18 protein-coding genes are annotated in these 22,668 nt (G+C 40.4%); 2 read left to right on the top strand and 16 right to left on the bottom strand.

Translation table 11 applies throughout. The features are described from left to right. Positions 1 to 79: 79 nt before the first annotated feature. Positions 80 to 1,000 (bottom strand): tRNA epoxyqueuosine(34) reductase QueG, encoded by a 921-nt coding sequence (gene queG, locus BLS33_RS16715; protein WP_089892113.1) that lies wholly within the window; start codon positions 998 to 1,000, stop codon positions 80 to 82. Positions 1,001 to 1,241: 241 nt separating this feature from the next. Continuing rightward, on the bottom strand, positions 1,242 to 2,561 hold the full coding sequence (locus BLS33_RS16710) for a Kelch repeat-containing protein (protein ID WP_089892111.1): 1,320 nt from the start codon (positions 2,559 to 2,561) through the stop codon (positions 1,242 to 1,244). A gap of 553 nt (positions 2,562 to 3,114) precedes the next feature. Here BLS33_RS16710 and BLS33_RS16705 point away from each other — a divergent pair. Next, on the top strand, positions 3,115 to 3,801 hold the full coding sequence (locus tag BLS33_RS16705; protein WP_089892108.1) for a collagen-like protein: 687 nt from the start codon (positions 3,115 to 3,117) through the stop codon (positions 3,799 to 3,801). A gap of 34 nt (positions 3,802 to 3,835) precedes the next feature. Here BLS33_RS16705 and BLS33_RS16700 read toward each other — a convergent pair whose 3' ends face one another. Together BLS33_RS16700 and ruvB are read right to left on the bottom strand one after the other, a co-directional pair. Beyond that, a complete protein-coding gene (locus BLS33_RS16700; RefSeq protein WP_089892105.1) occupies positions 3,836 to 5,179 on the bottom strand; it encodes a cytochrome P450 in 1,344 nt (447 codons plus the stop codon). 32 nt (positions 5,180 to 5,211) lie between these two features. Next, entirely contained in the window at positions 5,212 to 6,234 is a 1,023-nt protein-coding gene (gene ruvB / locus BLS33_RS16695; protein WP_089892103.1) for a Holliday junction branch migration DNA helicase RuvB, read from the bottom strand. Positions 6,235 to 6,397: 163 nt separating this feature from the next. On the opposite strand from ruvB, the gene BLS33_RS16690 reads away from it, so the two are divergent. Continuing rightward, on the top strand, positions 6,398 to 8,662 hold the full coding sequence (locus BLS33_RS16690) for an acyl-CoA dehydrogenase family protein (protein ID WP_089892100.1): 2,265 nt from the start codon (positions 6,398 to 6,400) through the stop codon (positions 8,660 to 8,662). Here the strand turns inward: BLS33_RS16690 and BLS33_RS16685 are convergent. The 12 genes from BLS33_RS16685 to nrfD form a co-directional block, all read right to left on the bottom strand. Next, positions 8,652 to 9,713, bottom strand: a complete 1,062-nt coding sequence (locus tag BLS33_RS16685; protein ID WP_089892097.1) for a mandelate racemase/muconate lactonizing enzyme family protein — start codon at positions 9,711 to 9,713, stop codon at positions 8,652 to 8,654. The genes BLS33_RS16690 and BLS33_RS16685 overlap by 11 nt on opposite strands. Continuing rightward, positions 9,713 to 10,513 (bottom strand): creatininase family protein, encoded by an 801-nt coding sequence (locus tag BLS33_RS16680; protein ID WP_089892094.1) that lies wholly within the window; start codon positions 10,511 to 10,513, stop codon positions 9,713 to 9,715. Before BLS33_RS16680 ends, BLS33_RS16685 begins: the two co-directional genes overlap by 1 nt. 111 nt (positions 10,514 to 10,624) lie before the next feature. Then, the gene (locus BLS33_RS16675; protein WP_089892091.1) at positions 10,625 to 12,136 is read right to left on the bottom strand and encodes a hypothetical protein; all 1,512 of its coding nucleotides are present in this window, start codon (positions 12,134 to 12,136) and stop codon (positions 10,625 to 10,627) included. Next, entirely contained in the window at positions 12,133 to 13,209 is a 1,077-nt protein-coding gene (locus tag BLS33_RS16670; RefSeq protein ID WP_089892088.1) for an N-acetyltransferase DgcN family protein, read from the bottom strand. The genes BLS33_RS16675 and BLS33_RS16670 overlap by 4 nt, the downstream gene beginning before the upstream one ends. Positions 13,210 to 13,213: 4 nt before the next feature. Beyond that, positions 13,214 to 14,275 carry a pyridoxal-phosphate dependent enzyme gene (locus BLS33_RS16665; protein ID WP_089892085.1) on the bottom strand — a complete coding sequence of 354 codons (1,062 nt, stop codon included), beginning with the start codon at positions 14,273 to 14,275 and terminating at the stop codon, positions 13,214 to 13,216. A 271-nt stretch (positions 14,276 to 14,546) separates the two neighbouring features. Then, entirely contained in the window at positions 14,547 to 15,368 is an 822-nt protein-coding gene (locus BLS33_RS16660; RefSeq protein WP_089892083.1) for a GIN domain-containing protein, read from the bottom strand. A 165-nt stretch (positions 15,369 to 15,533) separates the two neighbouring features. After that, positions 15,534 to 17,345: a cytochrome c oxidase subunit I gene (locus tag BLS33_RS16655; protein WP_089892079.1), complete on the bottom strand. Its 1,812-nt coding sequence runs from the start codon at positions 17,343 to 17,345 to the stop codon at positions 15,534 to 15,536. 40 nt (positions 17,346 to 17,385) lie between these two features. Then, positions 17,386 to 18,444, bottom strand: a complete 1,059-nt coding sequence (locus BLS33_RS16650) for a cytochrome c oxidase subunit II (RefSeq protein ID WP_089892077.1) — start codon at positions 18,442 to 18,444, stop codon at positions 17,386 to 17,388. A gap of 34 nt (positions 18,445 to 18,478) precedes the next feature. After that, positions 18,479 to 19,804 carry a quinol:cytochrome C oxidoreductase gene (locus BLS33_RS16645; RefSeq protein WP_089892074.1) on the bottom strand — a complete coding sequence of 442 codons (1,326 nt, stop codon included), beginning with the start codon at positions 19,802 to 19,804 and terminating at the stop codon, positions 18,479 to 18,481. A gap of 24 nt (positions 19,805 to 19,828) precedes the next feature. After that, complete coding sequence (locus BLS33_RS16640; RefSeq protein ID WP_089892071.1) at positions 19,829 to 20,383, bottom strand: c-type cytochrome; 555 nt, start codon at positions 20,381 to 20,383, stop codon at positions 19,829 to 19,831. A gap of 2 nt (positions 20,384 to 20,385) precedes the next feature. Continuing rightward, positions 20,386 to 20,916, bottom strand: coding sequence for a DUF3341 domain-containing protein (locus BLS33_RS16635; protein WP_089892068.1), 531 nt, complete (start codon positions 20,914 to 20,916; stop codon positions 20,386 to 20,388). 2 nt (positions 20,917 to 20,918) lie between these two features. Continuing rightward, the gene (gene nrfD, locus BLS33_RS16630) at positions 20,919 to 22,664 is read right to left on the bottom strand and encodes an NrfD/PsrC family molybdoenzyme membrane anchor subunit (protein WP_089892064.1); all 1,746 of its coding nucleotides are present in this window, start codon (positions 22,662 to 22,664) and stop codon (positions 20,919 to 20,921) included. Positions 22,665 to 22,668: the final 4 nt, after the last annotated feature.

The raw sequence follows: 22,668 nt of genomic DNA, 5'->3' as shown, positions 1-22,668 counted from the left end.
ATGATAAGGTTTAAGAAACCTTTGATGAGAAATTTAAAGTATTTGCAAAAAATCGACAACGATTTAAAAGCGGTGTCTATTACTTCAAGAATTCAATGTTTCGTTGTAGCCCTGAGAATTTAGTTCTTTTTACTGCTGATTTTTGAAAGACTTTTTTGAAAACGTCTTCGGTTATTTCTTGCCAATCTTTTTTGGTCATCGACAACAATTCAGGATGCGGATTGAATAAAGGCTCATTGTGGGGTTTTGAAAACCGGTTCCAGGGGCAAACGTCTTGACAAACATCGCAACCGAACATCCAATCATCAAATTTTCCATGAAACTCATTCGGAATCTCATTTTTTAATTCGATGGTAAAGTAGGAAATACATTTGCTTCCATCGACCACATAAGGTTCAACTATGGCTTCTGTTGGGCAAGCATCGATACAAGCCGTGCAGGTGCCACAGTGATCGGTGACGGGCAAATCATATTCCAATTCCAAATCAACAATAAGTTCGGCAATGAAGTAAAATGAACCGACTTGTTGGGTAAGTAGATTGCTGTGTTTTCCAATCCAACCCAGACCACTCTTAGCCGCCCACGCTTTATCTAAAACGGGTGCTGAATCAACAAAGGCACGACCATTAACGTCACCAATCTCCTCGGAAATAAACTCTTGCAACAGTTTTAGCTTTGATTTGATAACATGATGATAATCGTGGCCATACGCATATTTCGACAACTTATAACTATCATTTTTCTGTGTTTCTTCCGGATAATAATTCAGCAATAGTGAAATGACCGATTTTGACCCTTCGACCAGCTTGGTAGGGTCTAGTCGCTTGTCAAAATGGTTGGCCATGTAAGCCATTTCGCCATGCATATTATTCTCTAGCCATTGCTCCAATCTCGGAGCCTCCTCTTCCAAAAATTCGGCCTTTGAAATACCGCATGACAAAAAACCAAGACGTTTGGCCTCGGTTTTTATAGCTTTTGCATATTCTGGTTTTCCTAACATTTTGATGTGGTCACCCGACAATTTGATAATGACGAAGGTACTAATCTTAATCTAGGATTTTACAATGCACAACATTTTAAGGTCACATCAGGCTCTGGCAGTCTGAAGATTTCACACAGGCTTGAACTTTCAAATTTGAACAAATAAAAACGGTCGAAGTAGTTTGAAAAAACCTACTTCGACCGTATACTTTTATGGCCTGTTCGCTAGTTAGTTACACCTAGGCAGCCCGTTTTATGTATTAATCCAATGCCCAAACATCGTTATACTTTTGATCTAAGCTTCCATCATTTCCTCCTATTACCCATATTTTATCATCGAATACGGCGGTAGTATGGTCACCTCTAACTGGAAAAGTTTCGTCACCCGACGCTTGTTCCCAAGTAATACCATCTGCACTGAACCAGATATCGTTCACAGCAGTTGAGGCATATCCAGCGATAACCCAAAGTTTACCATCGAATACTGCCGCTGTAGGATTTACACGGGCAGAAAACTCAGCTGCTCCAGTGGCCTGAGACCAAGTTATACCGTCGGCACTGTACCAAACATCATTCAATCTTTTGATACCATCCCAGCCACCGATTACCCAAATCTTATCGTCAAACACTACAGTGGTGTGACCAGAACGGGCTGAAAACTCAGCCGATGCAACTACCTGTTCCCAAACTTCTCCGTCGGTTGTGGACCAAACATCATTCATATAGGTACCATCATAACCACCCATTACAAAAAGCCGATCACCCAAAACTGCAGAAGTCAATCCATCACGTTTTGCAAAAGCGGCCTCTGAAGTCAATTCTACCCAATCGGTACCATTGACACTAGACCATACATCGTTCATATAATATTGCTCATCTCCAGATGGATTCTCTGGTGTGGGAGCGACTTCGCGGATCGAAGTACCTCCCATCACCCACATTTTGTCTTGAAAGACAGCAGTTGCATGACTTGCTCTTCCAAGAAAACCAGGTTCTTCAGTAACTAAAGACCAAGCGGCCCCATCACTAGTCGACCAAACCTCTTCTTGAAACCCTGCAGAATCTCTTCCGCCTATTACCCAAAGCTTATCTCCGAAGGCAACCGAAGAAAGAGCAATTTTTGGAGAAAACGCAGCTGCTTCAACTGTTGCCGCAGCAGGAACTCGCAATCCTCTTGTAGTAAATCCAAAAACCCCGCTCGCCGTGGTAGCGCCCTCAGTATCTTTAGCAATCACTTTCCAATTGTATGGTGTCAAAAAATGAAGGCGTTCGGTTCCTGTAACCGTGGTTGCGCCAACTGCACCAGACAACAATGTTGTTGGATCGGCACTACCATCAAGAAAAACATCATAACTAACAGTATCGCCATCGGGATCGGTGGCGGTCTCCCAGGTTAATGTGGGTAATACGTCAACACCTTCGGCGCCATCTGCCGCTGTCAACAAATCAAAGGCGGCTGGTGCCTGGTTCACAGGATCCGGATCCGGATCAATCTTGGGTGGCGTAGAATCATCACTTTTGCTACACGATAAAAGTGCAATTCCCATTAAACCAAATAAACTAATACGCGTTGTCTTCATAAGATTATATTAAAGGTCAATATTTTTGTTATTTTACAAAATTCAATACTAATTTTAAAAAAAGAGCTCACTATTCCCAATAGTCTTAATATCATGCAAATTTTCTTTACACGAGAACATTTACAATAAAAGTATCACATTTCTTTTACGATTTACAACCTTTTTTCTTTTATATAGAAAGTAACTACTTACAAATATTCTACATCTTTCCCCAGTTTCAAAAATTTACCGAACAAGCGCAACTTTTCTGGTTATAACACCATTTTTTATGTTTTTCCCGACAATGGCAGCTCACAATTTTATTTTTATAATATCATTTTGTCAAAATATAATTATTCGGGGAATGAAATCACATCTTTTTTAGACAACCCGAGCGCACGAAAAACTAATATTATTTCTTCTACAAAACCTTCTCCTATTAGTATCAAACAATTCCGAATAAACATAAAAATCATCCATTTACACTTCTTCGACGCCATTCTGCACATATAGACCAAAGTTTCGATGATTACCTATTACTTTCAGGACATAAAAAACCAACAAAAATTAGGTTATGAAAATTAGGTTGAAAATTTCGCTATGTCTACTGGCCAGTAGTGCACTGACAATAACAGGATGTTCTAAAGACGGTGACGTGGGTGCCATCGGGCCACAGGGCCCACAAGGTGAACAAGGAATACAAGGCATCGAAGGGGAGCAAGGTATCAAAGGGGATCCCGGAAATGCGAATGTAAAACATTATGATATCATAGTTTCGAATACAGATTGGAGTGCGAACTTGCACTTTGGGGCGAGTAATGAATATAGATATTATACTGTTCCCGCAGATAGTACCGGGGGGATAGAATTATACAATTTTTATAATGAAGGAAATATAGTTTTGGCTTATGCCAAGCCTAATTATGCTTCGGATTCGGGAAGGGGAACTGCGATAAACATTACCAAGCTCTTACCATATATAGGAATGGTTTCTACTTCAACGGAGAAATTTGGCCTACTAATAGAGCAACAAGCTAACACTAATCGCCTTTTATTGGCAAAAACAATCAATGGATATGAGCCTGACCGTATTCCAGATGAAGACGTGCCGACTACTATCGACTTTCGAATCGTACTCATCGAATCGTCCAATGCAGTATCGGAAATAGCTGGAAAAGCAAGCCTATTGAACAACCTTAAGTCTTCGGGAGTAGATGTGAGCAACTATAACGCTGTGATGAATCATTTTGGACTGGAATAGCTTAGGGAATCGAACCAAAAGGGAACATACTTATTTAGCGCATGTCTAGATTTCGTTTCCTAAATTTAACTAAGGCATTCTTAGGTTTTAAGGTGATCAACGGTTTGATTTCTATTACATCTTTCACTCGAACGATTTCAAACCGTGATACGAGTTGTACGATGGTCAATATCATCTCGAACATAGCAAAATTATTGCCAATGCATTTTCTTGGGCCTGCCCCAAAAGGAAAGTAAAAAGAGGAATAATTTCTGGCTTTATCAGATTTAAAACGCTCAGGCATAAATTTTTCAGGCGATTCCCAAAGATCAGGATGCCTATGAATTTCATAAATGGAAAAAAGTAGGCTTGAGCCCTTTTCTAAAGTGAACCCATTAAAATTATCTGCTTCTAAATTTACGCGATCTATAAAATAGGCTGGCGGGTACAATCGCATGGATTCTTCAATAACCTGGGTAACAATCTGGGAAGACATTACCAATTGCATTAAGTCTTGCTCACTATTCCCCATCTTTTCAAACTCATTTAGTATCTGTTTCTGCCATTCAGGGTGATGCGCCAAAAGCTGTACCGTAAAACTGAGGGTGTTCGCCGTTGTTTCATGACCGGCAACAAAAAGCACTAAAATCTCATCGATCAATTGTTCTTCCGACATGGCACTTCCATCGTCATAGCGCGCATCCAAAAGCATGTCTAACAGATCGTCGTAACGTTTAGAAGACTTCTTTCTGCGAATAATGATATCACGTAAAATAGCCTTCGATGCTTCGGCCAATTTGATATGTTCCTCTATTTTTCCCGAGGCCCTGAAATACCAACCCAGATAGGGCTGTCGCAATTCTTTCACCAGCATTTTTTGATTCATTTCGGTACTATGCTGAAGTTGCGCAATTTCTTCATCGCTCGCGGCATTGCTGAACAATGACCGCACTACGGTTTTAAAGGCCAAATCGTTAAAAATGGGAAATACGTCAGTAGTTATGCCAGTTTCGACTCCCGACAGGGCTTCTATGATTGTTTCTTCGATGCTTCCCAATAGCTTTGCAAGTTGCTTTTTATGAAAAGCAGGTTGTATTAATTTTCGTTGCCTTCGCCAATGTTCACCCTCCGAAGTCAACAACCCTTTACCGAGATACTTTGCTAAATCTACCGTCTGTATGGGGGACTTTGTATAATTCTTCCAATTCTTTTGAAGCACATATTCGGCGAGCGCGGCATCACGTGAAAAAATTACGGAATTCTTAAAACCAATCTTTAAGCGAAAAACGTCACCATGCCTTTTAAAGTTATCTAGATGAAATGGCAGTGGATTTTTTAGAATATCCAATGAATGCAATAAAAATTGAGGTAAAGATACTACGGGTATTCTCTTTTGCATTTTGGTTTACTCTAAATTATCTAAAAATGAGATTAAAATAGACCTGGTTGGGCACCACCCTTCACTCTGCCCAAATGCTTATAGGCCAACTCGGTAACCTCGCGACCTCTTGGAGTTCTCATGATAAAACCTTGTTGAATCAAAAAAGGCTCGTAAACTTCCTCAATCGTCTCAGCACTTTCAGAAACGGCAGTGGCCAAAGTCGTAATCCCTACCGGACCACCTTTGAATTTATCAATTATGGTAGTTAAAATTTTATTATCCATTTCATCAAGACCATGCGCATCAACATTCAAAGCCTTAAGGCTAAATTTAGAAATGTCCATATCAATGTTGCCATTGCCTTTTATCTGTGCAAAATCACGTACTCTTCTCAGAAGTGCATTGCATATACGGGGTGTACCCCTACTTCGTCCCGCAATTTCGATAGCCGCATCTGGTGTAATCGGTACTTTCAAAATTTCAGCGCTCCGCTCAACAATTGTAGATAGCAGCTCGGTATCGTAATACTGTAATCGACTCTGAATTCCGAATCGTGCCCGCATGGGCGCCGTCAGTAGACCTGATCGGGTTGTTGCTCCTATTAGGGTAAAGGGATTCAAATTGATTTGAACCGACCTTGCATTGGGTCCGGTCTCGATCATGATATCGATTTTGTAATCTTCCATGGCCGAATAGAGGTATTCTTCCACAATGGGACTCAGTCGGTGAATCTCATCGATAAAAAGCACATCACGTACGTCTAGATTGGTAAGCAACCCGGCCAAGTCACCGGGTTTATCCAATACAGGCCCTGAGGTGATTTTAATGCCTACCCCCAACTCGTTAGCCAAAATATGGGCCAAAGTAGTTTTTCCTAATCCTGGGGGGCCATGAAACAACGTATGATCTAAGGCTTCATTGCGCTGATTTGCCGCCTCGACAAAGACCTTTAAATTTTCCAACACCTGTTCCTGTCCAGTAAAATCATCAAAAGTAACCGGTCTTAGGGCTCTTTCAATGTCCACTTCCTCGGAAGAAAAATTACCCGTTGTTGGGTCTAAATGCTCGTTCATAGGCTAACAAAGATAGGTAAATTAGGTATAGACCTCCATTATAATTTCAGTAAGACCAACCGTGCTTACATATATTTTGACAGGTATTATCCTTCCTTTCAAATGAAGTTTCACACTATTTAACGTTAATGAAATAAATACAAATAATTCGTAAATTCAGCCTATGCAAAAAACAAAATATTCCTCGGGCATTTTACAATATATTCCTTTTTTTTATGTGATATGGTCCGATGACCTTCTATCCGCTTCCGAAATCGAAGTGGTAAAAAAATCATTTGAACACGACGAATCACTTATTGATTCGGACAAAAATACGATGCTCGAGTGGTTAAAAAGAGACCATCCCCCTGCCAATACAGAATTAAAAAACTGGAAACATACTATTTCGAACTCTGGGGTGAAGCTGGTCGAAAGTGAAACCTACCCTCTTTCTTCTTTTAGCCAAAAATTAGTATGCAGCTATAAAAGCGAATGCCCCTTTAATGAGCAATTAAAACATATCGAAATAAATTTGGGCATACAGCCCAACCACTACAACCACTTGTTCGAGGTAGCGGTGGTACACGAGAAAACATCAAATTATTATAATGCTTCCGAATTGGACGCCCTTCTAAAGGGTGAGCATGCCGAACACCTTGATGCCTTTCGTGCACTTCTGGCCGATCCAATCTTTGATTGGCAAATAAAAAGGAACAAGGAAGATTTTAGACAAAAGGTACTTGAACAAGTTAAATTTTTAGGAGCAAAAGGATACGGGGCAATGGCCTACCCAAAAGCCTATGGGGGCATCGAAAACATGCCGGCCTATGCCCATATTTTTGAAAATCTGATGTATGTTGATGGCAGCCTCGCCATAAAGTTTGGCGTGCAAGTCGGACTTTTTGGGGGAAGCATTCAAAAACTAGGCACCAAAAAACATCACGACCATTATTTACAAGATGCCGGTGCCGTAAAATTGCTTGGGTGCTTTGCGATGACCGAAACCAGACATGGTTCAAACGTGCGCGGCATTCGTACCACGGCCACTTACATCAAGGAAACTGAGCAGATCGTAATCCATACGCCCGGAAAAAATGATAATAAAGAATATATCGGCAATGCACTGCACGCCAAAATGGCAACGGTCTTTGCCCAGTTGATCGTCGCTGGAAAAAACGAGGGTGTACATGCCATCTTAGTGCCCTTGAGAAACGAAAACCACGAACTTCTACCCGGTATCACCGTTGAGGATAACGGTTACAAATTGGGCTTGAACGGCGTGGACAACGGCAAAATATGGTTCGACCAAGTTTTAGTGCCTCGTGAAAATCTATTGAACAAATATGGTGATATCGATACGACGGGCACCTATCAATCCGAAATAAAGAATCCGAACAAACGCTTTTTCACCATGCTAGGTACTTTGGTCGGCGGGCGCATCTGTGTGGCACGAGCCGGATTAGGCGGAGCCAAAATGGCCCTAACCATTGCCGTGAAATATGCTTTGGGCAGGCGACAATTCAACGATAGCGTTAAGATTCAGGAAGACCTTATTATGGATTATCCTACCCATCAATTGCGATTGACGCCAAAAGTGGCCGAATGTTATGTGCATAGTATCACCTTAGACCATATTATGCAGGCTTATGCCGATGACACTTCAAACGACAAGCGTAAAATCGAGACCCAAGTGGCTGGACTCAAATCAATAATTACATGGTTTGCAAACGATGCGATTCAAGAATGCAGGGAAGCCTGTGGTGGCAAAGGGTATCTTATAGAAAATAGAATCGCGGACCTAAAGGGAGACGTAGATATTTTTACAACCTTTGAAGGAGATAATACTGTTCTGCTGCAATTGGCAGCTAAGGGTATTTTGTCAGATTTTAATTCTGAATTCAATAGCGCCGGATTTTCTTCAGTACTAAAATTGCTGGGGTCGCAAATCAGTGACAAACTCACTACTATAAATCCGGTTTATTCAAACAAAATCGACAAAGAGCATTTGTTCAACACCAAGTTTCACAGACATGCATTTCAATATCGCACAAGAAGATTGACCTATACATTAGCAATGCGCATTCGCAGTTATATTAAAAAGGGCATGCCTTCGTATCAGGCATTTCTTAAGGTACAAGACCATTTACTAGCGTTGGGCAAAGCGTACAGCCATGAATTGGCCTATCATATGTATGTTAATTTCACTGAAAATATTGCCGACGAGAAGAATCGACTGCTTTTTGAAAAACTTGGAACCTTATATGCACTCAACCAAATTAAGGAGAATGCGTTTTGGTTTCTCGAACAAGGCTATATTGGCAGCACAAAGTCAAAGGCCATTCGTCAACGCGTAGAACGATTATGTTCTGAATTACGCCCACATATGGAGGTATTGGTCGATGGCTTCGGGATTCCAGACCATCTTATGACCGCTCCCATTACAAATTGACATTTCCTAAACCCGGACTATCACTGGGGTATAAAATCCCCTTTTTTAGATGGAACAAGCCGGTAAAAGGATCATTCAACATATCTAAATGTCCATCTAAATCGGCAAACTGAATATTCGGTCTTGACAACGCAAAATGGAGTCCGGCAGAAATTCCCAGGCTGCACTCGTCAATACAGCCGACCATTGCTTCCAAGTTTGCGGATTTTGCCACGGAATTCACATGCAGGCCTTCTACTATGCCGCCCACCTTCATTATTTTAATGTTCACCATGTCGATGCGTTGGTGCTGCGCCAAACGAAATGCATCGGCCAAGGTTTTAATACTTTCATCCGCCATAACCGGTAAACCAACGTTTTTGGTTACTTCCCCTAAATTTTCTTCTTTTCCGATTTTTGTGGGCTGTTCGAATATTTCTATTCCAACCTCATCCGTGGCATTGACAAAAGCTATCGATTCTGCCACCGAGTACCCTTGATTACCATCAAATCGCAGGACCAGTTCAGGAAACTTTTCACGTAGCAATTTCATTTTTTCAATATCTTCCTCGAGTTGAAGTCCGCCTTTAATCTTAAGAATAAAAAATCCTTGTCTAACGAATTCCCTTGCCTGTTCGATGGTCTCCTTACTTGATAAAATACCAATTGTAATGCTCGTCGGGATGCTACTTCGAAAGCCACCTAAAAATTGATATAATGGCACATCCGCCTTCCTAGAAATCAGATCATACAAAGCCATATCGACCATGGCCAATGTCGAGGAATAATCTTTTAATAGCTGTTTTAACTCTTCAATTATTTTGATATAGGCAAAAGGGTTTCTACCTTTCAATAAGGGAACAATTGTATTTTGTATGGCCTGTTCGACCTGTTCTGCGGTTTCTCCTGTGACAACTTCATCCGGTGCCGCACAACCATAACCTACAATCAAGCCTTCCGATTCTAGTTTAAGTATAAAGTTGACCGATTTTGATACTGTTTCATATGCAATGGTATAAGGTGTCGCTAATTTAATATCAAAACGCTCATACGACACTTTGGTAATTTTCATCAATATCTTTTTTGGTACAGTTCTTCCAAAGGCGTATTCTTTATCGACTCGACGAAACGGACCATATGGTGAATCATGAGCTCCCACATTTTTCGCCCTTTCTCGGCACTCGCTTTTGTGGCGTCTCCCATGACCCCACTTTCTGAAATTTTATTCGTTTGAACGTACCAATTAACGCCGCGTTCATTATCGTAATCAAGAAACTTACTGCCAAAATTCATCGTTTCATTGACTGCTTTATCCATTTGCACCAAATCGGGTCGCAGCGCCAAGGCCGTACTTGTTTCAATCTCGCCGGCGTGAATATCATTAGGCGTATCGATAAGATTGTACAAATCAACATCACTCGTCTCACCGGTATCAACACACACAAAAATCTTGGCATCGCGGTTGATCATTTGGGCCGCATAGGTCAACGTAGGTTCATTATCGCCATGACCGTTTAAAATAATAATTTTCTTAATCCCATTTTTGGCAAGGCTCATACCAATATCATAGACGAATTTCGAGAGTGCATCATTGGTAACGCTCAGCGTACCTTTAAAATCGTCATGATGGTACGAAACCCCAAAAGGAATAGTAGGCAACACCAAAGGTTTAGGTTCCTCACAAGCTTCAGCCACTTTAAAGGCCATATATTTGGCGTCAAAATAATCAATATCCACAGGTAAATGTGGGCCATGTTGTTCTATGGCGCCACAAGGTAAAATGGCAGTATCTACAGTTTTTAGATACGCCTCAATCTCTGGCCACGTCATCTGTTCCCAAAGGAAGCTGCCTTTCTTATACGGTTCTTTCATGCTTTTAATAATTTAAATTGGGCGAAGACTAAGGATACGAATTGGGAAATACATTTCCTATTAATTCAAATACTCGTTTACAATTATAGCGAATGGAGAAAGCATTTTTCGTTATTTCTCTTCGGATAAAAAATAAGCCGATTCCAAAGCCCCATCTTCCATTATAAAGGTATGCCATTTTCGATCTAGAAGCTGTACGGCACCATCACTATATTTTGATAGGATTGAAAATAAAGGTTTCCGGATGTGTTGTGGTAAATCTGACAAGAGACTTCTTTCATTATCAAAACGTAATTTTACGATTTCAGGGTGTGATTTCGCAATTTTCAGGGTGTGCTCATTTTTGTCTATCAGATTTTTTTGTAGTAGAAGATTATATAAGTGTGCCGCGTCACTTCCAATTTGTTTTACCTTTTGTTGACCAAGTGCCTTAAGTCCATTTTCGATTTGGTTTTCGGAATAGCCACAGCGCTTCGGATCCTCATCCAAAGCTTTTAGCATACCGACAATTCTCCGACATTTCTCACATTTGCCACATGGAAGCATGCGACCTTCAAACTCGTGGGCAGCATGGCATGACACCTGGTGTTGTTGAAGATCGGGATAACGTTTTACCAACACTTTGAGGATAAGAAGCTCCGAAAGGCTTCTTAAAATGGAATATTGGTACATATTCCATCCTTTCTTTTGGTAATATCTCGTCAGTGCATTGTCAAAATACTTACTCTGGTCATACAGCCCATTATAATGACTGATACCGTTATGGTTACCTTTTACCGTAGTGTCATATTCATTACCAATTAGAATATTTGCAATTCCGCGTTTGCGCGCAACGGGCAATACGCCAAACAGAAAAACAGCGACCGTCCATAAACGGATGGGGTAAATATCTGCTCGAATGTTCTGAAAATTTTCCTTTATAAATGGCATCTGTTTTACCATCCAATTAAAAATACGATCACTATTGCACCAAGGTTTTACGGTATTGGGCTCAATTTTTTCAAAATGTTCATGGGCATTAATCGCAGTAAACCAATGCCTACCCGATTCATTAATAAACACCGGATGTGGTTCGCCAATTTCCTTTATTATACCGTAAGTAAGCAGACTATCTTTCCCCCCGCTACTGAGAATGGCATATTGATTTTTATCAGTAACCGCTCTTTCTTTATTCAGTTTCAGATTTGCAAAGCAGGTGTTGACAAAATTCAAATCAGCTGCTGTATAACGTTCTAATTTTTGTATTGTAAGATTATCGAAAGGAGGTTTTAAAAATTCATTTTTCACCAAAAACTTATTGACCACTATTTCACGTGAGGTATTCTCCATCATGTCAAGAAGAAAACGCTTATCAGCCGCATCGTAAAGACCGTCGAGGGTGATTGTCTTAAAAAAAAGTCCGTAATTAAGGGCGACCTGCGCAAGCATCATAGAAGCCAAATTGGCATCTACAGCACTACTTTTATCGAAATAGGCATTTTTATAGGAATAGATAAGTTCATTACTTACCTCCCCACCATCATTTTTAACTATCGTATAGGTAGCTTTGACCCGTTTTGGCTCAATGATAACTTGATGAACCTTTAGTTCATTAAAAACAACGAGGGTGCGAATGTCATTCATTTTATCTTCGACTTCAATAAAGCAATGAGTTTATCGGGCCCATGGGCTAGAACGTCGAAAGTGGGCAAACCCGTTTCAGCCGTCAATGCCTCACAAGCCGGCAATATTTCTTCCGGTTCCATAAGTTCATGATTCAACGTTATGGCAATTACTTCCTTTCCCGAGATTACCTGAATGGCATTTATCTGTTCTTTTATGGAATGTAATTTATACCCCGGAAAACCATCATACTCCACCCTTTTCGGTGCATGCTGTAAAATAACGTAATCGGGTCGACCGGCTGCCAAAATTTCAAAACCTCCCGGATAAGCGGGGTTCATTAAACTTCCTTGACCTTCAATGATTATTACATCAGGGTCTTCATTACGCCAAGCGCTTACTACGGCATGTTCTATTTCCCCGGAAACAAAATCATTTATACAACTATCCATGACCATACTGTACTTCGCCCCTTGCATCCAAGCGGTCTGACCGGTTCCAATCATTTCGGCCTTCACTCCGCTATTGCGAAAACCATGTACTAACAGCCAAGCTGTGGTACGCTTGCCAATAGCAGAGTCGGTTCCTAACACTGCTAGCTTAAGACAAGACACTTTCTCAATATCCCCAGTAAAAAAATGAAGCTTGTCGCGATCCGGGGTTCTTCTTATATCACGCACGCGACACTCATTTGCCTCGGCAAGGCGCATCAAATCTTTATCGTTTGTCAAAAAATCATGCAATCCGCTATCAACGTTCCACCCCATTTCCAATGCCTTTTTTATGGTAATTTTGGCTTGTGCAGGCATTCTTCCCCCATCTGGGGCAAGCCCCATAACGAGCGATTTAGGCACTTGGTTCATGTCGGTAAGCTTTTTGGTAGCCTCCCCAATACTTTTGAAGATTGGTATGCCATTATTTTTGCCATCAAGCACTTTTCCCGCATCTTGACCTGCATAATTGCTATCGATGACCCCCACAACATCATAACGCTCGGTAAAACGAACGAGGCCATGAGCCGTTTTTCCATTAGGCGTGTTGAAACCTTGTTCACAATAGACCAGCGCTTTGCCATCAATAGATTCTTCTTTCATAACACTAATATTTCGCTGTTAAAACCGAAACATAGCGATCCGGTTCAAAATTATGTTTTTCATCCATTTCCAATAAAGCAATGAGTCCGGCCGTGGCTGCAGGCAAAATACGCAACCCTTCCTTTTTAAGTAAAAAACTACTCATTTCCTTCATTTTCTTATCACTAATATTGAATGCACTACCTTCGGATTGAATGAGCGCATAAAGGGCTTCTTCCCCATCAAAACTATGCCAGTTCACCAATGGTTCATTATACTTGGTTTCTTTGGCGATGTGCGGATCTAAATCCTTACAAAAGTCCAGACCCTGTATAAATGACTGTACTATCGGATTCTTTCGAGATGACGAGGCAGCTATCATTTTAGGAATTCGTGACGTCTTCCCTCGTTTATACATGCTTACAAAGCCTCTATAAATACCGGCGAACAAGGTTCCGTTCGAAACCGGAGCTGCACAATATTTGGGGGCATCACCCAACTCTTCAATTATTTCAAAAGCGATTTGTGAATATGCGGAAATCTGCAATGGCGTATTCGCACCACCAGGGTTTGCATCGTACCAATCGTTCTGTTGTGCCAAGGCACTACTTTTGCGAACTACATCTTCATAACTGCCAGACAACTGAATAATTTCGGCGCCAAGCGATTTCATCTCTGCGAAACGATCGGTCTGATAAGACTCAGGAATGTAAATTTTACATTTGATACCCGCTAGATTAGCGGCCAATGCAACTGCCACGCCATAATTTCCACAAGTTGCAAGTGAAGTTACTTCATACTTTCTTCGAAGTGCATCATACATTTGGGCAAAAGCTATGCGATCTTTTTGTGTGCCGGTAGGGTTGTCACCCTCGTACTTAAGATAAAGCTGTCGAATATCAAACTCCCTTTCCAAAGTTTTTGCCCTGTTCAGTGCGGTATCACCTACTTCCAAGTTTATGATATCTTCATAACATTCTAGCCTATCAATTAGCGACTTACTTTCGTCTTTAACGAAATCAGCCAACTTTTCGGTTTCTGCGGAAACCTTATTATCGGAAGTCTTTACACCGTCCCTAAGATTCATATAACACTACTATTTTGTAAAAAAGCCATAGTTGTTCTGCAAAACATCAATTAAAGCAACTTTCCAATACTTAACTATTCAAAAGTGCCTCCTTTTTACAATGGAAAATCCATTATAAATACTTTATTAAAATAAGCTAGAATTGTTGATTAATCCTAATACTTTTTTAGAGATACTTTGATAATTAAGAAAAAACAAAAACGCTATTAAAAGCTAACCACCTCTTAATATAAATCACCTATTGACAACACTCACAAAAGTGTGAAACAGCCTATTTTTCTTTGTGAAGTTCGGAGGTATCCAGAAAATCAAGAATAGTTATTTTGGCCTTTCCGTATAGGTATACCTTCGATGAACCACTTGAAGAAAGTTCGAAAGTATCTAGGGCGTTAACTATTGCGGTAGATGAATCGTTTGAGTTCAAGGTTACATTATTAGCTTCAAATCGTTCGGCTTTCAAGTTGGCATTCTCTAGAAGATTCACCATAAATGTGTTGGCTGTACCTTCCATTTTTAGAGAGGCATTCTTATACATTTTAATCGTGTTGCTATCACTCCCCGAATAGACCTGAACATCAATCCTATCCTTTAAAACAATGTTTACCGAATCACCATCGAGATTGAAATCGCCAGAACTATTACCCTCCATGTTGATATTAATAAACGGGGCATCCGCCGTGAGTTCTAATTTGGAGCTTCCGTATGTATTAACATTTAACTCATCGGACTTAATCACATCTTTCATACGAATGCGACCATCGTTCATTGCTATATTATTCAATTCAAAATAGTTGATGGTAATATCAAGTTTTTTTTTCGAGGTAATCTTGTAATATGAACTTATGACCAGGGTATTGTCTTGCACATCAAATTTCAAAACATCGATCAAGTTATCATCGGCGGTAATCTGATATCCTTCTTGAGATGATTTTTGAAGTACTATTTCAAGATCATCATTTAACTTAATACCATTGAATGGGGGGAGATTCTCTACGACCTCGACGACATTTTTATTACCCTTAATTTTAGGCTTCCGTTGAGCAAAAGCTTGAAAGCAAAATATAAGGGTACATAAAACGATTAAATTTTTCATAGCAGCATTCTAGTTACGGGTTTCTCAAGACCTGAAATATGGAACAAATAACATCCCCACGGCAAAAAGACCCCTTTATAACCCCATCATGGGGCTACAACTAAATATATCAAAAAAAATGCCCAACTTATACAGCTGGGCATTTTTTTATTTATTTAGACAAGTTTAATGTTGTAACTCTTCTTCATCGTCTAGCAACGGAACCGTTTGCGGGATAAAGTCTTGTCCTGGAATAATATATTCTCCTTTTTCATCAACCTTACTATAGTCATAGGCCCATCTATGAACGTGTGGTATTTCACCGTGCCAGTTACCATGAATAGGCTCTAAAGGTGTTGTCCATTCCAATGTATTTGCTTTCCATGGATTTTGAACTCCTCTCTTTCCGTAGAAAATGCTACTAATGAAATTATAGGCGAAGATCAACTGGGCCCCTGCAGTAATCAGTGCAAAAACGGTCATCAACACCTGTATATCGGTCAAATCGTCGAACATCGGAAAATTGGTATTCTCGTAATACCTTCTCGGCACCCCGGCCATACCTACAAAGTGCATAGGGAAAAAGATTCCATAAGATCCGACCGCCGTAATCCAGAAATGAACATATCCTAAATTCTTACTCATCATTCGACCATGGAACATTTTAGGGAACCAGTGATAGATACCCGCAAACATACCATATAGTGCCGAGATACCCATTACCAAGTGGAAGTGAGCTACTACAAAATAAGTATCATGAACGTTGATATCCAACGTACTATCTCCCAAGATAATTCCCGTTAGACCTCCTGATATAAATGTAGATACCATACCTATGGAAAACAGCATCCCAGGATTCAACTGTAAATTACCTTTCCATAGGGTGGTAATCCAGTTAAATGCTTTTACGGCAGATGGTATTGCAATCAATAAGGTAGTGAATGTAAATACAGAACCCAAGAACGGATTCATACCTGAAATAAACATGTGATGTCCCCAAACGATAGTCGAAAGAAAAGCAATCGCCAAAATAGAGGCGATCATCGCACGGTAGCCAAAGATAGGCTTACGGGCGTTGACTGCCATTACTTCTGATACGATACCCATTGCAGGGAGAATAACGATATACACCTCTGGGTGGCCTAAGAACCAAAATAAGTGTTCATATAAAACTGGTGACCCACCTTGGTAATGCAAGACCTCACCTTGAATAAAAATATCGGATAGAAAAAATGACGTTCCGAAACTTCTATCCATAAGTAACAAAAGACCTGCAGATAGTAATACGGGAAACGATATTACGCCGATTATTGCTGTCACAAAGAACGCCCAAATTGTCAATGGCAAACGTGTCATAGACATACCCTTGGTTCTTAAATTCAATACGGTAACGATATAATTCAGAGACCCCAATAAGGAAGATGCAATAAATATAGTCATTGACACCAACCAGAGTGTCATACCCAAACCTGAACCAGGTTGTGCCATTGGAAGGGCACTCAAAGGTGGATAAACCGTCCAGCCAGCAGCTGCGGGTCCTGCTTCAAGAAACAATGATAAAATCATTATCACAGAAGAGATAAAAAACATCCAATACGACAACATATTCAAAAAACCTGAAGCCATATCACGTGCACCAATCTGCAACGGAATCAAAAGATTACTAAAAGTACCGCTCAAACCTTGAGTCAATACAAAAAACACCATTAATGTACCATGTATGGTAACAAGTGCCAAATAAACATCGGCATCCATAACACCGTCAGGGGCCCATTTGCCAAGCAAAGCCTCAAAAACAGGAAACGATTCCCCTGGCCATGCCAACTGCATTCTGAACAGCAATGACATTGCTATACCTATAACACCCATAATCAAACCAGTAATCAAATACTGCTTTGATATCATCTTATGATCTTGACTAAATATATATTTAGTTACAAAGGTCTCTTTATGATGATGCCCATGATCTTCAACTTGTTCGTGTGCTGTGGCAGACATAATCTATTTATTTTTTTACTATTGTTCTTTAATTCTTTTTTTATTGTGCTGAAGCCATGGTCTTACCAAAAGTCTGTTGACTTTTAATCCACTCTTCATATTCTTCCTGTGTTTCGACAATAATCTTCATCTGCATATTGTAATGTGATTTACCACATATTTTATTACACAACAAAATATAATCAAACTCCCATGGATCTGAATTCGGCTCTCCCTTCGCTGCCTTTTCTGACCGTATCTTATTAATACGCTCTACTTTGTCAACTACATCAGCGTTTAATCGCATTTCTTCAGTAGTTTTATTAGGAGTAAATGAAAATTCGGTAATCATACCTGGTACACAGTTCATCTGAGCCCTAAAATGCGGCATAAAAGCAGAATGTAAAACATCCTGGGAACGCATTTTAAAATTAACTTTGCGGCCTACCGGAAGATGCAGCTCTTTTACAATAACATCATCGGCAGCATATGAATCGGCTTCATCAAGGCCTAACACATTTGCCTTATCGATATCGATCATTCTAACATTCGCCATACCTAAAACATTATCGTCGCCGGCATATCTAGCTGTCCAATTGAACTGTTGTGCGTATAATTCGACAATTAGCGGGTCATCATCATCATTCACATCCATAATGGTAGTCCAAGTGTAAAGTCCCCATAGAATCAAGCCGGCCAAAGTGATAACGGGTATGATTGTCCATATGAACTCTAAACGGTCGTTATCGGCATAAAACAAGGCCTTTTTGCCTTTTTCCCCGCGATACTTAAATCCAAAATAATGTAATAATGTTTGGGTCAAGGCCTGTACCGTAAAGATAATGATATAGGAAACCAGCTCCAATTTATCATAATCCGCACCATGCTCAGAAGCAGCTTCCGGTAACAGCATTTTACCATATTTCCAAAAGCTGAAAATTGTTATTCCATAGATAAATATAAGAAAAGCGAAAAGGAGATAACCGTTGTACTTGTTATCTTCATCATTTGCAACTTCGGATGTTTGTGCACTAAGCTGAGAAAATTCAAATATCTTGGTCATTTGCCAAATAGCAATTGCCACTAGAATCAAAACAGCTAAAGTTAATATTGTCGTCATCGTATATCTTTAGATATTATACCTTAAAAACCAATTAATAATGAAAATGTCTGCTCTCTTCGATAAACGGGTTACGCTTAGGCTGAAGCGGTGCCGTGGTCAATGCCCTGAAAACCCAGAATATAAAGAATCCGGCAAAGAACAGTATTGAACCTATCTCAGGAATACCGATAAACCATTGGTCTCCTACGGTAGCTGGCATAATCATATTAAATATATCCAAATAATGCCCCGCTAGAATCACAATACCAGCAAGAATCACAAACCAATTGATACGCTTATAGTCACTATTCATTAACAATAATATGGGGAAAATAAAATTCATTGCGATCATACCAAAGAATGGCAGGTTATAATCTTCTATTCGTGTAATGAAATAAGTTACCTCCTCAGGTATATTGGCATACCAAATAAGCATAAACTGGGAAAACCAGAGATATGTCCAAAAAATACTGATACCGAACATAAACTTGGCCAAATCATGAACATGACTATCATTCACCTCTTCTAAATAACCTCTAGATTTCAGGTAAATTGTTACCATGGCTATAACTGTGATACCCGATACGAACATACTTGCAAATACATACCAGCCGAACAATGTGCTAAACCAGTGCGGATCGACACTCATAATCCAATCCCAAGACATCATCGATTCTGAGATAAGATAAAAGACTAGAAAGGCTGCGGATATCTTAAAATTCAACTTAAAATTAGAATTGTCATTTGACTCATCTTGTCGCAACGAAAGCTTTCTCGAATACTCTCGGTATAAAATCCAACCTCCCAAGAATATAGCTGCACGAATCAAAAAGAAGATAGGGTTAAGGTACCCTGACTTGCCTTGCAGTAATTTATCATGTGCCACAACATCGGCATCCATCCATACAAACAAGTGATTCATATGCATTACGGAAAGTACCAAGATAACGAACACAACAATACCGCCGGGAACCACATATGCGGTTATTCCTTCCATAACTCGGAACAGTAACGGTGACCATCCTGCTTGAGCTGCCCGTTGTAACGCATAAAATGCCAACACTCCCAAAGCGATCATAAAAAAGAAAAACGCGGCCACATAAAGTGCTGCCCAAGGTCTGTTCTGAAGTTGATGTAACAAATGTTCATCATGCGAGGCATCATGTTCTTCACCATGCGCAACCGCACCGTGACTCTCGGCCACATGACCAACTTCCTCTCCATGGGACTCCCCATGACCATCACTATGACTTGCCACTATCGCTTTTGCTTCCTCCACAGTTCCTGGAGCAGACAAAAATCCGGTAACAATACATAGCGCACCCACTGCCATCAAAATAAAGGAGCCTATTTTTAATCTATTTGAAAACGTGTACATATCTATGTTCTATGTATTATTTTATTATAAGTCTTCTTTCAATTTCATCACATATTCGGAAACTTGCCACATTTCCTTGGTATCCAATTGTGAGGCATAAGAACCCATAGAGTTCAAACCATATTGAATGGTGTGATATGTAGTTCCCACAGTAATATTTCGAGCAACATCACTATAATTGGGTACCCCTAGAATCTTTTCCCTTTTTACCAATGTTCCTTGCCCGTCACCTTTATCACCATGACATATCGCACAGTAAATAGTATATAATTGCGCACCATTGGCCAAATTCTCATCTTTCTGAAGTGAATCTAAAGGACTCATCAACAACCTAGCCTGTTCTTTACCTTCTGGAGTGTTTTCAATTCCATATGGCATCCAACCTCTGGGTATCGTGTTTTCTGCAGGCAACATTGCCTCTTGTCCGTTGGGTAAAAAATCAACTTCTCCATATGTCTCGTAACCTACAGGCTCATACATATTGGGAAAATACTGATAATTCGGACTCCTATCCTTTTTACAGGAAGCAACTAAGAGAACCAACCCTAATACAATTCCTAATTTGCTAAAACTGTTCATATTCAATGACTGTTTTTTTCTGATATATTAATCTCCACAGCTCCCGTATTACGCAACAAATCCCACAACTCGTCTTCATTGTCATGTATTTCAACTTCCATAACGAAATGGTCGTCGGTAGTTCGTACATCAGGATTTTCAGCCTCCTTAAATGGCCACAACCTACTTCTCAAGTAGAACGTAATAACCATTAAATGCGCAGCAAAAAACACCGTAAGTTCAAACATAATGGGCACAAAAGCCGGCATATTCTCTATGTAACTAAAACTTGGTTTACCACCGATATCTTGAGGCCAGTCTTGAATCATGATATAGTTCATCATAACCGTAGCCACTGACAAACCTAAACAACCATAAATAAAAGAAGTTATGGCAATTCTCGTCGGAGCCAATCCCATAGCCTTGTCAAGACCGTGAACGGGAAACGGGCAGTACACCTCTTCGATGTGGTGTTTGGCCGCCTTCACCTTTTTGACCGCATGCATAAGCACATCGTCATCATCGTAATATGCGTGTATAACTTTAGATGCCATATCTATTTTTTGTTGTTTAATTTTTCTGCCTGTCCAGCCCAATCGTCTCTTTGCGCCCTACCAGGAAAAGAGCCGGTAATAGAATCGAGTAAATCGTATTCCTTTTCGGTCATTCTGCTTACTTGCGCAAAAGTGTATATACCGATCTCGTTTAAGGTCTCCTCCATTTTAGGACCAACACCTTTCACCTTCTTAAGATCATCGGCTGTATCTTTTGTCGGGTCAAAAACACCTAAAGCACCTAGCAAAGCAGAAACCTCTTCTTTCTTTTCGACTGGGGCAACCTTCGGTTTTTCCACTACAGCCTTTTCAATCGTTGCGCCTGGTCGATTATCTGGCATAATAGTGATCTGATAAAGCGGTTTTCCAGCTTCTCTTAACTTCTTGTACTTTTCACCTGAAGATTTCAAAATTGATTTTACCTCGGCCTGTGCAATAACAGGGAAAGTACGCGCATATAATAAGAACAATACAAAGAAGAATCCTATCGTGCCCACAAAAATTCCGACATCAACAAACGTTGGAGAGAACATCGTCCATGAAGATGGAAGATAATCCCTGTGCAAAGATGTGACTATAATAACAAAACGTTCAAACCACATTCCAATATTCACTACAATCGAAATAAAGAAGGAGAACATAATACTTGTTCGCAACTTTTTGAACCACATAAACTGTGGAGAGAAAACGTTACAAGTCATCATTGACCAATATGCCCACCAATAAGGACCGGTAGCCCGGTTCAAAAATGCGTACTGCTCGTATTCAACACCAGAATACCATGCCATGAACAACTCGGTAATGTAGGCACAACCCACAATAGACCCAGTGACCATTATTACAATATTCATCAATTCGATATGTTGAACCGTAATATAAGCCTCGAGATGACACACCTTACGCATGATGATCAATAGCGTATTCACCATGGCAAAGCCAGAGAAAACTGCACCTGCCACAAAATAAGGAGGGAATATAGTCGTATGCCATCCGGGGATTACCGAAGTAGCAAAGTCAAACGATACGATAGTGTGTACCGAAAGTACAAGTGGCGTAGCTAGACCGGCCAGCACCAAAGACACCTCTTCAAAACGTTGCCAGTCTTTTGCACGACCCGTCCAACCGAAGCTTAACAGGCTGTATATTTTCTTTTGGAAAGGCTTTACGGCACGATCTCGAATCATGGCAAAATCAGGTAACAACCCTGTCCACCAGAAGACCAATGAAACCGAAAGGTACGTTGATATCGCAAATACATCCCATAAAAGCGGTGAGTTAAAGTTCACCCATAGCGAGCCAAATTGGTTCGGAATAGGAAGTACCCAATACCCCAACCATGGTCGGCCCATGTGTATAATTGGAAAAAGTCCTGCCTGTACCACAGAAAATATGGTCATTGCCTCAGCGGAACGGTTAATTGCCATTCTCCACTTTTGTCGGAAAAGTAATAATACGGCCGATATTAAAGTACCGGCATGACCAATACCTACCCACCAAACAAAGTTGGTAATATCCCAGGCCCAGCCTACGGTTTTGTTCAACCCCCAAGTACCGATTCCTGTAGAAATTGTATAAAGAATACAACCCACTCCCCAAAGAAATGCCGCCAAGGAAATAGAGAAGACGATCCACCAATGCTTATTGGCTCTACCTTCTACCGGAGCTGCTATATCGACTGATACATCGTGATAGCCTTTGTCTCCAACAACCAAGGGTTTTCGTATAGGTGCTTCGTAATGCGACGCCATAGAT

This window comes from Kriegella aquimaris (assembly GCF_900103215.1).
GTDB lineage: Bacteria > Bacteroidota > Bacteroidia > Flavobacteriales > Flavobacteriaceae > Kriegella > Kriegella aquimaris.
The sequence above is the reverse complement of the archived record's forward strand: the minus strand, read 5'-3'. Positions and strand labels throughout refer to the sequence as shown.